Genomic DNA, 14,625 nt, shown 5'->3' with positions numbered 1-14,625 from the left:
CGGGCACTGGCGCCGCGTTGTACCGAATGGCTTACTGTATCTCGCATGACTGCCGGGACCGCGCCGCGCCTGAAGATCGACCGCGGCCTCCCCAGCGAACTCGACCGGGTGCCCGCCGCGGCGTCGGAGACAGAACGGCAAGGCTATGACGGGTGCTGGTCGGCGGAGATCAACCACGACCCGTTCCTGCCGCTGGCGCTGGCTGCCGAGCACACATCTCGCGTGGAGCTGGGTACCAGCATCGCAGTGGCATTCGCGCGCAACCCGATGACCGTCGCGAACATCGGCTGGGATCTTCAGGCCTATTCGCACGGCAGGTTCATCCTCGGGCTGGGCTCACAGATCAAGCCGCACATCGAAAAGCGCTTCAGCATGCCGTGGAGCCGGCCGGTGTCGCGCATGCGGGAATTCATCGTCGCCCTGCGGGCCATCTGGTCCAGCTGGCGAGACGGCACACCGCTGCGGTTCGAAGGCGACTTCTACACCCACAAGCTGATGACGCCGATGTTCGTGCCGGAGCCGATGGCCGACGCATTCCCCAAGGTGTTCGTCGCGGCGGTCGGCGAGGCGATGACCGAGATGTGCGGGGAGGTCGCCGACGGCATGATCGGGCACGCGTTCACCACCAAGCGCTACCTCGACGAGGTGACGATCCCGACGCTGCTGCGCGGCATCGAACGCTCCGGACGCAGCCGCACAGACGTCGAATTGATGTCCCCGGTGTTCGTCGTCACCGGTGAATCAGACGCCGACATCGCCGCCGCTGCGGCCGCGACGCGAAAGCAGATCGCGTTCTACGGGTCCACTCCGGCCTACCGCAAAGTACTCGACCTGCACGGCTGGGGTGAGCTGCACGACGAGCTGCACCGGCTGTCGCTTCGTGGCGAGTGGGACGCGATGGGATCGCTGATCGACGACGACGTCCTCGGCGCGTTCGCCGTGGTCGCGCCGATCGACGCGCTCGCGGCCGAACTGCGCAGCCGCTGCGACGGGGTGATCGACCGCGTGCTGATCAGCCTGCCGAAGACCATCCCCGAGGCGAGAGCCGTCGAGGTCCTCAGCGAATTACGCACACCCACAAGGAGTTTGCATGGCTGATAGCGCTCCGCGGCCGCCCGAGGGCGACTGGCTGGGAACACCGTTCCTGTCGTTTCGGCGGGAGGGGCCGTTCGCGGTCGTCACGATCGACCGCCCGGAGGCCCGCAACGCGCTGACCCCGGCGATGTACTTCGGCATCCGCTACGCGGTGGGGCGGGTCAACGCAGACCCCGATCTGGCCGGGCTGCTGATCACCGGCACCGGCGACGTGTTCGCCCCGGGCGGCGACATGGGCGGCGGCGGCGCCGACGATTGGATCACGTTCGGTGCGGCGCTGCAGATGGACATCACCCCGTTCGACTCGCTGCGCACGTCGGTCAAGCCGGTGGTGTCTGCGGTCAACGGCCTGTGTCAGGGCGGCGGGCTGCAAATCGCGTTGTGCAGCGACGTGGCGGTGGTCAGCGAGCGGTCCACATTTCGCGTGCCGGAGTTGTTCCGTGGCTACGCCGACACCTACTACAGCCAGATGCTGGCGCGTCTGATCGGTCCCGTGCGCACCCGGGACCTGATGTTCACCGGCCGGGAGCTGACCGCACAGGAGGCGTTGGACTGGGGCATGGTCGCCCGGGTGGTGGCGCACGACGACTTGTCGACGACGGCCCGCGAGGTGCTGACGCAGTGCTGCCGCACCGCACCGGGAGCGCGCGCGGTGATCAAGTCCAGCCTGGATTCCTACCTCGGCCTCTACGACCGGATCGGGATGACCACCAGCCTGTACTCGGCGGAGGCCGTGGAGGGGGTTCGGGCGTTCAAAGAGCGTCGCTCACCGGACTGGGTGCACCCGGATCTGCGCACCGGCGGGCGTCTCTGACCCGACTGGCAGTGTTTGGCAGTGCCGGGTGTGGGCCTGGCAGTGGCTGCTGAGCAGCATCGGAGGTGTTCGACCCCACCAGCTGCAAGGAGCACCGATGACCGCCATCACCACCCGCCCACTGTCCGCCTCCACCGACGCCCTGCTGCGGTTCGCGCTGCGCGCCGACGCGACGCTCACCGGGCTGGCCGGCCTGGCCGTCGCGGTATTCGCCAACCCACTGTCGGCGATCAGTGGCCTGTCGCCGACGACCGAATATCTGGTGGGCGCCGCGTTCGTGGTCTACGGCGTCGCGGTGTACTACCTGGCTGCGCTGCCGTCGCTGCGGGGCGTCGGGATCGGCGTCAGCCTGGCCAACGTCGTCTGCACAGTGGCGGCCTTGGTGCTCGTGCTGATTGACGCTGCTCCGCTGACCGAGGCCGGGATTGCCGTGACGCTCGCCACCGGCGTGTACACCGCGTTCTTCGCCTACCTGCAATACCTCGGAGTGCGCCGTCTTCGGGCGTGACTCCTCCATAGCCGGTGCGGGGCCTCGCGGGGTGGTACGTCAGCGAGCGCCCCGCGCCGGCGCTGGGCGTCAAAGCTTGCGCAGCCGCAGCCGGTTGATCGAGTGGTCGGCGTCCTTGCGCAGCACCAGCGTCGCGCGTGGGCGGGTGGGCAGAATGTTCTCGATCAGGTTGGGCCTGTTGATCGAGCGCCAGATCTCCCGAGCCGCTGCGACGGCCTGCTGGTCGTTGAGCGCGGCGTAGTGGTGAAAATGCGACGCCGGGTCGGCGAACGCGGTCGAGCGCATGGTGAGAAACCGCGAGACGTACCACTGCTCGATGTCCTCGATCCGGGCGTCGACGTAGATCGAGAAGTCGAACAGGTCCGACACCATCAGCGTGGGCCCGGTCTGCAGCACGTTGAGGCCCTCGAGAATGAGGATGTCCGGATGACGCACGGCGTGCATCTGGCCAGGAACGATGTCATAGAGCAGGTGCGAATACACGGGTGCGCAGACTTTGTCGGCGCCCGACTTGACCGCGGTGACGAACCGCAGCAGGGCTCTGCGGTCGTAGCTTTCCGGAAAACCCTTGCGGTGCATGAGGTTTCGCCGATTCAGCTCGGCGTTGGGATAGAGGAACCCGTCGGTGGTCACCAGGTCCACGCGCGGGTGGTGTTCCCAGCGAGCGAGCAGCGCCTGCAGCACGCGTGCCGTGGTGGACTTGCCGACGGCCACGCTGCCGGCCACGCCGATCACGAACGGCACCGGCCGCTCGCGCTGGCGTTGCTCACCGAGGAACTCCGCGGTCGCGGCGAACAGCCCCTGCCGCGCGGCGACCTGCAAGTGGATCAACCGGGCCAGCGGCAGGTAGACCTCGGCCACCTCGTTGAGGTCGAGCTGCTCGCCCAGACCGCGCAGCCGGAACAGCTCCTCCTCGGTGAGCGGCAGCGGCGTCGACTTGCGAAGTTCGCGCCATTGAGCCCGGTCGAACTCGACATACGGGCTTGGCTCGCTTGGCCGCGCCATGGCCTCATCCTTGCAAGGGGCCGTCGCCGGCTCCACCGGGGCCTCTACATTGTGATCAGTGGAACCCGACGCTGACATCTTCATCCGTGAATACCTCTTGCTGGGCCTGCGGTTCGACCGGATCGAGAGTGGCTACGTCGACGCCTTCACCGGCGACCCGGCGCTGCGCAGGATCGTGGACAACGAGCCGCCGCCGGAGCCGTCGCAGCTGGCGCGGCGCGCCGACGAGCTGCTGGGCCTGATCCCGGCAACTCTGGAACCCGAGCGGGCGGACTTCGTGGCCGCCCACCTGCGTGCGCTGGCCTGCGCCGGCCGCAAGTTCGCCGGCGAGCCCGTCGGCTTCGTCGACGAAGTGCGCGCCTACTTCGACGTGTCGATCGCCAAGGGCGACCCCGACCGGTACCGCGAGGCCCATGCACGGCTGGACGAAGCGCTGCGCGGCAGTGGTCGGCTCGCCGAGCGCATGCAGGCCTACCGCAGCGCCGATGAGATCCCGCCGCAGCGGCTGCGCGAGTGCATCGACGCCTTCTCCAGCGCGCTGCGCGACCGGGTCCGAGCGGTCTTTCCGCTGCCGGCCGGCGAGGTCGTCGAGTACGAAGTCGTCACCGACAAGCCGTGGTCGGGTTTCAACTACTACCTGGGTGACTATCGCTCGCGGGTCGCGGTCAACGCCGACCTCAAGCAGCAGATGGCGAATCTGCCGCGGCTGGTGGCCCACGAGTCCTATCCCGGTCACCACACCGAGCACTGCCGTAAAGAGGCCGGGCTCGTGAAGGGCCGCGGTCAGCAGGAGCAGACGATCTTTCTGGTCAACACCCCGCAGTGCCTGATGGCCGAAGGCCTCGCCGACCTGGCGCTGTACGCGGCCGTCGGCCCCGGATGGGGCACCTGGGCGGCCGACATCTACGCGGACCTGGGCCTGCGGTTCGACGGGCCGCGCGCCGAGGCGATCTCCGACGCGGCGGCCGAGTTGATCCCGGTGCGCCAGGATGCGGCGTTGATGCTGCACGACGAACACCGCGACGCCGACGACGTGGCCGCATACCTGCAGCGCTGGCTGCTGGTGGACGACGTGCGAGCGCGCCAGATGCTGCGGTTCCTCTCGTCGCCACTGTGGCGCGCCTACATCAGCACCTACGTGGAGGGATACCGACTGCTGCGCGGCTGGCTGGACGCCAGGCCGGCGGGAGTCGGCCTCGTCGAGCGGTTCACGCGGCTGCTCGACGAGCCGCTGATTCCGTCAGCGCTGCGCTGACTTGCGGACCTGCGAGGCTGTGCAGCAGCGGGCGATAGGCTGGCTGGCGTGACAGCTGACTCCGCCACCACAGCCCCCGACTACGTCGAGACCGCGACTGCGGCGTTTCGAGCCGCTCTCGAGGTGATGGAGTCCGTCGAACCCCGCATCGCCGCCGCCACCCGCAAAGAGCTTGCTGACCAACGGGATTCGCTGAAGCTGATTGCCAGTGAGAACTACGCCTCCCCGGCGGTGCTGCTGGCCATGGGCAACTGGCTGTCCGACAAGTACGCCGAAGGCACCATCGGGCACCGGTTCTATGCGGGCTGCCAGAACGTCGACACCGTGGAGTCGGTGGCCGCCGAGCACGCCCGCGAACTGTTTGGCGCGCCCTACGCCTATGTGCAACCGCACTCCGGCATCGACGCGAACCTGGTGGCCTACTGGGCGATCCTGGCCACCCGCGTCGAGGCGCCGGGCCTGGCGGACTCCGGTGCCAAGCACGTCAACGACCTGTCGGAGGCGGACTGGGAGCAGCTGCGCGCGAAGCTGGGCAATCAGCGACTGCTCGGGATGTCGCTGGATGCCGGCGGCCATCTGACCCACGGCTTCCGGCCCAACATCTCGGGCAAGATGTTTTACCAGCGCAGCTACGGTACCGATGCACAGACGGGACTGCTGGACTACGACGCCGTCGCCGCCGCGGCGCGCGAATTCAAGCCGCTGATCCTGGTCGCCGGTTACTCGGCGTATCCGCGCCGGATCGACTTCGCGAAGATGCGCGAGATCGCCGACGAGGTCGGCGCGACGCTGATGGTGGACATGGCGCACTTCGCCGGGCTGGTGGCGGGCAAGGTGTTCACCGGCGACGAGAACCCGGTGCCGCACGCGCACGTGACGACGACGACCACGCACAAGTCCCTGCGCGGGCCGCGCGGCGGCCTCGTGCTGGCCGCACCCGAGTACTCCGACGCGGTGGACAAGGGCTGCCCGATGGTGCTGGGCGGACCGCTGTCACATGTCATGGCCGCCAAAGCGATTGCGCTGGCCGAAGCCCGCCAGCCCGCGTTCGCCGACTACGCGCAGCGGGTCGCCGACAATGCCAAGGCGCTGGCCGACGGCTTCCTGCGGCGTGGCGCACGGCTGGTCACCGGGGGCACCGACAACCACATCGTGCTGCTGGACGTCACCTCGTTCGGGCTGACCGGGCGCCAGGCGGAGTCGGCGCTGCTGGACTCCGGCGTCGTCACCAACCGCAACGCAATCCCCGCCGACCCGAACGGCGCCTGGTACACCAGCGGCATTCGCTTCGGCACCCCGGCGCTGACCACCCGCGGCTTCGGCGCCGACGAGTTCGACCGGGTCGCCGAGCTGGTGGTCGACGTGCTGACCAACACCTCCGCGCAGGGGTCGTCGAAGGCGAAGTACACGCTGGGCGACGGCACCGCCGCCCGAGTGCACGCCGCGGCGGCCGAGTTGCTGGCCGCCAATCCGCTCTATCCGGGATTGACGCTGTAGGCCAACTCGTGATACGGCGCGCGGCGCCGGAATTTTACGATTCCCACAGACTTGGGTTACTGTAACCGCATGGCACAGAAACCTGTCATGACGCCTTTCATGGCGGCGCTCGAACCCGTTGTCGGAGAGAATTATCACCGGCACATCGACACCGCCGTGCCGTGGTACGCACATGATTTCGTGCCGTTCGACCGTGGCGAGAACTTCGCGTTTCTCGGCGGACGTGACTGGGATCCGTCGCAGGCGACGCTGCCCAGGCCGATCACCGATGCGCTGGAGATTTTCCTGGTGACCAAGGACAACCTGTCCGGCTACCACCGCGAGTTCGTCGAGCACTTCATCCTCGAGGACTGGTGGGGCATGTGGATCGGCCGGTGGACCGCCGAAGAGACTCTGCACCAGATCGCGTTGCGCGAGTACCTGATCGTCACGCGGGAGATCGACCCGGTGGCCAACGAAGCGGTGCGTGTGCAGCACGTGATGAAGGGCTACCGTGCCGACCACTTCAGCCGCATCGAGACGCTGGTTTTCATGGCGCTGCGTGAGCGTCAGCACGCGGTGTTCTGCCGGCGGCTGGCCGAGCGTATCGAGGACCCGACGCTGCGCGGCCTGATCGAGCGGATCGCCGGCGACGAGGAGCGTCACCTGCTGTTCTTCGAGAACCTGGTGCGCGAGTGCCTGCGGCTGGAACCCGACGAGACGGTTGGCGCGGTCGCCGCGCGGGCGGCCGAACTACAAGTCGTCGGCGCCGACATCGATGCCTACAAGGACAAGGTCGCCGCGGTCGCCGAAGCCGGCATCTACGACGAGAACCTGATGCGCCGAGGTATTGCCGAATCGATCGCGTCGTGGGGTCTGACCGACCGGGCAGAGCTCGCCGATTTCGTTCGCTGAGCGGTACGGGGGGCCGCGGCGCGGCCGCACCGGCGCGCCTGCGAGGCGGTGACGCCGCGACGGGGGTAGCGTCGCCTCTGATGGCTAGCGACACGCTCTGCTATCCGGGCGGCCCCCGGCCCTACGATGCCGACCCGCGGGGCCGCGCGGGCTCCAGGAGCTCTACGTGACCGAAGCGCCATCGCCTCTGCGGACCTACGTGCTCGACACCTCGGTGCTGCTGTCCGACCCGTGGGCGACCACCCGGTTCGCCGAACACGAAGTGGTGGTTCCGTTGGTGGTGATCAGCGAGCTCGAGGCCAAGCGCCACCATCACGAGCTGGGCTGGTTCGCCCGGCAGGCGCTGCGGCTGTTCGACGATCTGCGACTGGAGTACGGGCGGCTGGATCAGCCGATTCCCGTTGGGACACAAGGTGGAACGCTGCACGTCGAACTCAACCACAGCGACCCGGCAGTGCTGCCCGCCGGCTTCCGCACCGACACCAACGACGCGCGCATCCTGACCTGTGCGGCCAACCTCGCGGCCGAGGGCAAACGAGTCACGTTGGTGAGCAAGGACATTCCGCTTCGCGTCAAGGCCGGCGCGGTGGGCCTGCGCGCCGACGAGTACCACGCCCAGGACGTGATCGTGTCAGGCTGGACCGGCATGGCCGAACTCGACGCGTCCGCGGCCGACATCAACGCGCTGTTCGCCGATGGCGAGATCGACCTGCAGGCGGCGCGAGATCTGCCGTGCCACACCGGGATCCGGTTGCTTGGCGGTGCCTCGCACGCACTCGGGCGCGTCAATGCCGGCAAGCGGGTGCAGCTGGTGCGCGGCGACCGTGAGGTGTTCGGGTTGCGCGGCCGCTCCGCCGAGCAGCGGGTGGCGCTGGATCTTCTGCTCGACGAATCCGTGGGCATCGTGTCGCTGGGCGGCAAGGCAGGCACCGGGAAGTCGGCGCTGGCACTGTGTGCGGGTCTTGAGGCCGTGCTCGAGCGGCGTACGCATCGCAAGGTCGTGGTGTTCCGGCCCCTATACGCGGTCGGCGGCCAGGATCTGGGCTATCTCCCGGGCAGCGAGAGCGACAAGATGGGCCCTTGGGCGCAGGCGGTCTTCGACACTTTGGAAGGCCTGGCCAGTCCCGCGGTGCTCGACGAGGTGCTGTCGCGGGGAATGCTCGAAGTGCTGCCGCTGACCCACATTCGGGGCCGGTCGCTGCACGACTCGTTCGTGATCGTCGACGAGGCACAGTCATTGGAACGCAACGTGCTGCTGACTGTGCTGTCGCGGCTGGGGGCGGGCTCGCGCGTGGTGCTCACTCACGACGTCGCCCAGCGTGACAACCTGCGGGTGGGTCGCCACGACGGCGTCGCGGCCGTCATCGAAAAACTCAAGGGCCATCCGCTGTTCGCCCACATCACGCTGGTGCGCAGCGAACGGTCGCCGATCGCGGCGCTGGTCACCGAGATGCTCGAGGAGATCAGCCCCGGCGCGTTGCCGTAGCGGCGCTTCAAGCTCCGGCCGGTAAGCTGCCCCGCGTGCCGAGACGACCCGCGAGCCGCGTCAAGCCGTACTGGCTGACGCTGTGCGCAGCGGCTGGGGCAGTGGCGGTGCTGGTGATCGGCAGCGTGACCGGTCATGTGAAGCTGACCAGCGCCGACGACGTCGATTGTTCAAAGGTCAAGTGCGTGGCGCTGACATTCGACGACGGACCGAGCCCGTATACCGACCGCCTGCTGCAGATCTTGAACGACAGCGACGCGAAGGCGACGTTCTTCCTGATCGGCAACAAGGTGGCGGCCAACCCCGCGGGCGCCAAGCGGATCGTCGACGCCGGCATGGAAGTGGGCAGCCATACCTGGGAACACCCCAACATGACGACGATCCCGCCCGACGCGATCGCCCCGCAACTGTCGAAGGCCAGCGACGCGATCGCCTCGGCGACCGGTCAGCGCCCCAAGCTCTGGCGGCCCGCCGGTGGATTGACCAACGACGCCGTCAACCGGGTGGCCGCCCAACAGGGGCTGGCGGCGATCCTGTGGGACGTGATTCCGTTCGACTGGATCAACGACTCCAACACCGCGGCAACGCGGTACATGCTGATGACCCAGATCAGGCCAGGCTCGGTGGTGTTGTTCCACGACACGTACTCGAGCACGGTCGACTTGGTGTACCAATTTCTTCCCGTGCTGAAGGCCAACGGCTACCACATGGTCACGGTGAGCCAGCTGCTGGGCCCGAGAGCGCCGGGCAGTGTCTACGGCGGACGGGAAAACGGCCCGCCCGCCAACGATCTTCACGACATCCCGGCCGCGGAGATCCCGTCGCTGCCGAATACGCCGTCGCCCAAGCCGATGCCGAACTTCCCGATCACCGACCTGCCGGACCAGAACCCGGGCGGCCCGAGCCAGTGATTTCGGTGCGCTTTCCGGCGCGCAGCGCACGTTAGCGCACCGAAATCACTCCTTGACCTTGGCCATGGCGAGGACGTCGAGACGCCTGTCCAGCTCTTCCTCGGAGAGCTTGTCGCCGATCAGCCCGCGGTCGATGACGGCTTGGCGAATCGTCTTGTGCTCCTTGAGCGCTTCCTTCGCCACAGCGGCCGCCTCTTCGTAGCCGATCGCGGAGTTCAGCGGCGTCACGATCGACGGCGACGACTCGGCCAGCGTGCGCAGCCGCTCCTCATTGGCGACGAGCCCGTCGATGCAGCGCTCTGCGAACAGCCGCGATGCGTTGGCCAGCAGCTTGAGCGACTCCAGCACATTGCGCGCCATCATCGGGATGTACACGTTCAACTCGAATGCGCCGTTCGCACCACCCCAGGCGATTGCCGCGTCGTTGCCCACCACCTGCGCGGCGACCTGCGTAACCGCTTCGGGGATAACGGGATTCACCTTGCCCGGCATGATCGAGCTGCCCGGCTGCAGATCGGGCAGCTGAATCTCAGCCAAGCCGGTCAACGGGCCTGACCCCATCCATCGGATGTCGTTGGCGATTTTCGTCAGCGACACTGCGATGGTGCGCAGCGCGCCCGAGATTTCGACGAGCCCGTCGCGTGCGGCCTGCGCCTCGAACGAGTTGACGGCCGTGCGCAATTCGGCCAAACCCGTCTGCTCCCGCAGCACTTCGACAACCTTCTCGCCGAAGCCGTCGGGTGCGTTAAGCCCGGTGCCGACGGCGGTGCCGCCGATCGCCAGTTCACCGAGCCGGGGCAGCGCGGCGCGCACCCGCTCGATGCCGGCCTCGATCTGGCGGGCATATCCGCTGAACTCCTGGCCGAGCGTCACCGGCACCGCATCCATCAGGTGCGTGCGTCCGGACTTGACCACTGTGCGCCACTGGCGCGACTTGTTCGCCAGCGACTCGTGCAGCACCTCGAGCGCTGGAATGAGTTGTCGCACGGCGGCTTCCGTGGCCGCAATGTGTGTGGCGGTGGGGAAGGTGTCGTTCGACGACTGCGACATGTTGACGTCGTCGTTGGGGTGGACGGTGACGCCGTTGCGGGCGGCGATGCTTGCGATCACCTCGTTGGTGTTCATGTTGGAGCTGGTGCCCGATCCGGTCTGGAAGACGTCGATGGGGAACTGGTCGTCGTGCTGCCCGTCGGCGATCTCGGCGGCCGCGGCGATGATCGCGTCGGCCTTCTGCGGGTCGAGCAGCCCGAGGTCCTTGTTCACCTGGGCGCATGCGCCTTTGAGCAGGCCGAGGGCGCGGATCTGAGTGCGCTCCAGGCCGCGGCCGGAGATCGGGAAGTTCTCCACCGCGCGCTGGGTCTGGGCACGCCACAGCGCATCCTTGGGTACCCGAACTTCGCCCATGGTGTCGTGCTCGATGCGGTATTCGTCGGCGTCAGTTGCCTTCTCGACGGCAGCGTCGGTCATGAAGTTCCTCACTCGTGTGTTGTTACGGCAGCGGCTGGATGGCGTTGGTGTCACCGGTGAAGTCGATCGCCGAGTATTCGTTGAGTTTCGACAGCCGGTGGTAAGCCTCGATCATTCGCACGGTGCCCGACTTGCTACGCATGACGATCGACTGCGTGGTGCAGCCGCCGCCGTAGAAGTGGACGCCCTTGAGCAGATCGCCGTCGGTGACGCCGGTGGCGCAGAAGAAGACGTTGTCACCGGACACCAGCTCGGCGGTGTCGAGCACACGGTCGAGGTCGTGGCCCTTGTCGATGGCCTTCTGGCGTTCCTCGTCGTCCTTCGGCCACAGCTTCGCCTGGATCGCGCCGCCCATGCAGCGGATCGCGGCGGCGGCGATGATGCCTTCGGGAGTGCCGCCGATGCCCGCCAGCATGTCGGTGCTGGTGTTGGGACGGCATGCCGAAATCGCACCGGCCACGTCGCCGTCGGAAATCAGCCGGCACCGCGCGCCCGCAGCCCGCACATCGGCGATCAGCTGCTGATGGCGCGGCCGGTCCAGGATGCACACCGTCATATCCGAGACCGACATGTTCTTGGCTTTCGCCACCCGCCGCACGTTTTCTCCGATCGGCGCGGTGATGTCGATGACGTCGGCCGCCTCCGGGCCGACAGCGATCTTCTCCATGTAGTACACCGCCGACGGGTCGAACATCGTGCCACGCTCCGACACCGCGAGCACCGAGATCGCGTTGGCCAGGCCCTTGCTCATCAGCGTGGTGCCGTCGATGGGGTCGACCGCGAAGTCCACCTCGGGACCCCAGCCGTTGCCGACGTGCTCGCCGTTGTAGAGCATGGGCGCGTTGTCCTTCTCGCCCTCTCCGATCACCACGACGCCGCGCATCGAGACCGAGTTGACCAGTTCACGCATCGCGTCGACAGCTGCACCGTCGCCGCGCTCCTTGTCGCCGCGACCCACCCAGCGGCCCGCCGCCATGGCGCCCGCCTCGGTGACCCGGACGAGCTCCAATGCCAGATTTCGGTCGGGAGCTTCTCGTCGGCGAGGTTCCGTCATGCCGCGATTGTCCCAGAAAGGGGTGGACTGACGGGAGCTGGGATACTGGCGGCGTGAGCAGTCCGCAGGGGCCGGTGCCCAGGCCATCGAAGCCCAGACTGCTCCAGGACGGCCGCGACATGTTCTGGTCGCTGGCGCCGCTGGTGGTGGCCTGCATCGTGCTCGCCGGGCTGGTCGGGATGTGTTCGTTTCAGCCGCGCGGCCCGAAGAGCGGTCCGGCACCGTCCTTCGACGCTGCCGCCGAGATGCGTGCCGACGCGGCCCAGCTCGGATTTCCGATCCGCCTGCCGCGTCTGCCCGACGGCTGGCGCGCGAATTCGGGACGCCGCGACAGCATCGACGACGGCCGCACCGACCCGGCCACCGGCCGCAAGGAGCGGGCGGTGCTCTCGACGGTCGGGTATCTGGCGCCCAGCGGCATGTACCTCAGCCTGACGCAGAGCAACGCCGACGAGCACGAGCTCGTCGAGAAGATCAGCGCTGCTCAGTCGCTGGAGGAAGCGATGTACCCGACGGGTGCTCAGAACGTCGACGGCGTCAGTTGGGTGGTCTACGACGACCCGAAAAGCGACAAGCAGCTGTGGACCACACGCCTGGCCGGACCCGGCGGTGCGGCGCAAATCGCGATTGCAGGCGGCGCACCCGCTGACGAATTTCGTACGCTGGCCGCGGCCACGCAGTCACAACCGCCGCTCCCCGCGCGATAGGAGACCCATGACCGCACCGGAAGCTGACCTGACGGGTTGGACCGCAGCTCCGTTCACGGCCGAGGGCATCACCCATGACGTGTACCGCAAAGGGGACGGTCCCGGGGTGGTGCTGATCCCGGAGATACCCGGGCTCACCCCGCAAGTGCTGGCCCTGGGAAATCATTTGGTGGACAACGGCTTTACGGTCGCATCGCCGTCGCTGTTCGGGGAGCCGGGCCGCGCGATCAGCCTTGCTTACCTGGTACCGACGATGGCGCGGGCCTGCGTGGCGCGGGAATTCATGGCGTTCGCCACCAACGCTGAGCGGCCGGTGGCGCGCTACCTGCGGGCGCTGGCGCGCGACCTCAACGAACGCACTCCAGGCAAGGGCGTCGGCGTGATCGGCATGTGCTTCACCGGCGGCTTCGCTTTGGCGGCGGCCGTCGACGACAGCGTGCTGGCTCCCGTGCTCAGTCAGCCGTCGGTGCCGATCGCGCTCACTCCGGCGCAGCGCCGCAACCCCGGGCTCTCGGAGCGGGAGTTGCAGCGGGTGGTGCAGCGGGCCACCGACGAAGGCTTGTGCGCGATGGGGTTGCGGTTCACCGGCGACCCCGCAGTGCCGGCCGAGCGGTTCGAGACGCTCAGACAACGACTCGGTGATGCGTTCGAGGTGATCGAGATCGACTCGTCACCGGGTAACGAGCACGGCTTCGGCCGGATGGCGCATTCGGTGCTCACGGATCAGGTTCGAGAGCGGGACGGCCACCCAGCGTACGAGGCCCGCAAGCGCGTCGTCGCATTCCTCAAGGAACGGCTGGCTGCTCAATAGCCTTGCGGCGCAACGGCCATCGACGGGTCGGCCGGTCATCGTCCACTGCGGTTTCCAGCGGAACGCCTTTGTACACGGCGAGATAGACGCTGATCGTCGTCACGATCACGATCATCAGCACAGGACCGATCACGATGCCCCAAAAGCCGAACATCGCAATGCCGGAGAACACCGCGAGCAACATCAGCGCCGGATCAAGACGCGCAGCCCGCGGCACGAGGATCGGTCGCAGGAAGTTGTCGATGTTGGTCACCACCAGCAGGTGCCACAGCACGACGAAAACGCCGCCAAAGATGTTGCCGAACAACGCCATTCCGATGCCGAACGGGATCGTCACGATGCCGCCACCGAGCGGGATGATCGACAGCGCGGTCAGCAGGATCGCGAAGATGAAGAATCCATCGTGAAAGCCGGCGATGTAAATCGACAACGCCCCGGCCACACCTTGGCACGCCGCGATCACGAACTGGCCTCTGACTGTTCCGCGCACCATCGCGCCCATCTTGGTCAGGTACAGGTCGGTGACCTCCTCGCCCAGGGGATTGAGTCGCCGGATCAGCGTGATCAGCCTGTCGCGCTTGGTCAGTAGCGAGACGAACACGTACAAGAAGATGATCGCCGACGTGACGGCGCTGACGACGCTGCCTGCGGCGGTCTGCAGGAAGTCGAGCAGCCATTGACCGGCGTGCTGCGAGAGCGTCGTCACCCCTTTCCGCAACGACTCCTGCGTGACGTTGACGTCGACGAACGGCAGCTTGTCCAGCAGCCTGTTGACGCCCCGCAGAATCCTGTCGCCGAGTGAGCTCAGATCAGTGGCCGCCAGCCAGTTCGCGACGCTTTTGACCATGTGCGTGATCTGGACCGTGGCGAGCAAGACGAACAGTGCCGCCGGTATGACGACCGCCAACAGCGCGGCCAGCACGGTGATAGTGGCGGATAGGCCGGTGCTGAACCGTTTGGTGAGCCGCGTGAACAACGGGGTGAACAGGTAGGCGCCGACCGCCGCGACGACGACGAGAATGAAGTAGCTCCGCAGGAAGTAGGCGCCGAACGCCAGCGCGATAACGGTGACGACGGCCAGCGCTCGCTTCTGGCTCTCGGTGAAGTCCATCGGATGAACG

At 67.4% G+C, this 14,625-nt stretch carries 14 protein-coding genes; 10 read left to right on the top strand and 4 right to left on the bottom strand.

The genetic code is table 11. The features are described from left to right. Positions 1 to 45: 45 nt before the first annotated feature. The 3 genes from AC5Y4N_RS00765 to AC5Y4N_RS00755 all read left to right on the top strand — a co-directional run bounded on the left by AC5Y4N_RS00765 (position 46) and on the right by AC5Y4N_RS00755 (position 2,417). The gene (locus AC5Y4N_RS00765) at positions 46 to 1,098 is read left to right on the top strand and encodes an LLM class F420-dependent oxidoreductase (RefSeq protein ID WP_499909594.1); all 1,053 of its coding nucleotides are present in this window, start codon (positions 46 to 48) and stop codon (positions 1,096 to 1,098) included. After that, a complete protein-coding gene (locus AC5Y4N_RS00760; RefSeq protein WP_499909596.1) occupies positions 1,091 to 1,909 on the top strand; it encodes an enoyl-CoA hydratase/isomerase family protein in 819 nt (272 codons plus the stop codon). The genes AC5Y4N_RS00765 and AC5Y4N_RS00760 overlap by 8 nt, the downstream gene beginning before the upstream one ends. 97 nt (positions 1,910 to 2,006) lie before the next feature. Further along, the gene (locus tag AC5Y4N_RS00755; protein ID WP_499909597.1) at positions 2,007 to 2,417 is read left to right on the top strand and encodes a hypothetical protein; all 411 of its coding nucleotides are present in this window, start codon (positions 2,007 to 2,009) and stop codon (positions 2,415 to 2,417) included. 69 nt (positions 2,418 to 2,486) lie between these two features. On the opposite strand, the gene coaA is transcribed toward AC5Y4N_RS00755, so the two are convergent. Then, positions 2,487 to 3,422, bottom strand: a complete 936-nt coding sequence (coaA, locus tag AC5Y4N_RS00750) for a type I pantothenate kinase (RefSeq protein ID WP_499909598.1) — start codon at positions 3,420 to 3,422, stop codon at positions 2,487 to 2,489. A gap of 58 nt (positions 3,423 to 3,480) precedes the next feature. On the opposite strand from coaA, the gene AC5Y4N_RS00745 reads away from it, so the two are divergent. From AC5Y4N_RS00745 to AC5Y4N_RS00725, 5 genes are all read left to right on the top strand, one after another. After that, positions 3,481 to 4,677, top strand: a complete 1,197-nt coding sequence (locus AC5Y4N_RS00745; protein WP_499909599.1) for a DUF885 domain-containing protein — start codon at positions 3,481 to 3,483, stop codon at positions 4,675 to 4,677. Positions 4,678 to 4,725: 48 nt separating this feature from the next. Continuing rightward, on the top strand, positions 4,726 to 6,174 hold the full coding sequence (locus AC5Y4N_RS00740; RefSeq protein ID WP_499909600.1) for a glycine hydroxymethyltransferase: 1,449 nt from the start codon (positions 4,726 to 4,728) through the stop codon (positions 6,172 to 6,174). A 69-nt stretch (positions 6,175 to 6,243) separates the two neighbouring features. Next, entirely contained in the window at positions 6,244 to 7,068 is an 825-nt protein-coding gene (locus AC5Y4N_RS00735) for an acyl-ACP desaturase (protein ID WP_499909602.1), read from the top strand. Positions 7,069 to 7,255: 187 nt separating this feature from the next. Further along, positions 7,256 to 8,554, top strand: coding sequence for an RNA 5'-3' helicase PhoH2 (phoH2, locus tag AC5Y4N_RS00730; RefSeq protein WP_499909850.1), 1,299 nt, complete (start codon positions 7,256 to 7,258; stop codon positions 8,552 to 8,554). A 74-nt stretch (positions 8,555 to 8,628) separates the two neighbouring features. Further along, entirely contained in the window at positions 8,629 to 9,465 is an 837-nt protein-coding gene (locus AC5Y4N_RS00725; RefSeq protein WP_499909851.1) for a polysaccharide deacetylase family protein, read from the top strand. Positions 9,466 to 9,510: 45 nt separating this feature from the next. Here AC5Y4N_RS00725 and AC5Y4N_RS00720 read toward each other — a convergent pair whose 3' ends face one another. Continuing rightward, the gene (locus tag AC5Y4N_RS00720) at positions 9,511 to 10,932 is read right to left on the bottom strand and encodes a class II fumarate hydratase (protein ID WP_499909604.1); all 1,422 of its coding nucleotides are present in this window, start codon (positions 10,930 to 10,932) and stop codon (positions 9,511 to 9,513) included. Between the two features lie 22 nt (positions 10,933 to 10,954). After that, entirely contained in the window at positions 10,955 to 11,986 is a 1,032-nt protein-coding gene (gene glpX, locus AC5Y4N_RS00715; protein WP_499909606.1) for a class II fructose-bisphosphatase, read from the bottom strand. A 53-nt stretch (positions 11,987 to 12,039) separates the two neighbouring features. Here glpX and AC5Y4N_RS00710 point away from each other — a divergent pair, with 53 nt between their 5' ends. Both AC5Y4N_RS00710 and AC5Y4N_RS00705 read left to right on the top strand, forming a co-directional pair. Further along, the gene (locus AC5Y4N_RS00710) at positions 12,040 to 12,693 is read left to right on the top strand and encodes a DUF4245 domain-containing protein (protein WP_499909609.1); all 654 of its coding nucleotides are present in this window, start codon (positions 12,040 to 12,042) and stop codon (positions 12,691 to 12,693) included. A gap of 7 nt (positions 12,694 to 12,700) precedes the next feature. After that, positions 12,701 to 13,504, top strand: a complete 804-nt coding sequence (locus tag AC5Y4N_RS00705; RefSeq protein ID WP_499909611.1) for a dienelactone hydrolase family protein — start codon at positions 12,701 to 12,703, stop codon at positions 13,502 to 13,504. Here the strand turns inward: AC5Y4N_RS00705 and AC5Y4N_RS00700 are convergent. After that, positions 13,479 to 14,615 (bottom strand): AI-2E family transporter, encoded by a 1,137-nt coding sequence (locus AC5Y4N_RS00700; RefSeq protein ID WP_499909613.1) that lies wholly within the window; start codon positions 14,613 to 14,615, stop codon positions 13,479 to 13,481. The genes AC5Y4N_RS00705 and AC5Y4N_RS00700 overlap by 26 nt on opposite strands. Positions 14,616 to 14,625: the final 10 nt, after the last annotated feature.

The sequence above is a fragment of the Mycobacterium sp. NGS19 genome (assembly GCF_059813155.1).
This window is presented reverse-complemented; position numbering and strand designations above follow the sequence as displayed.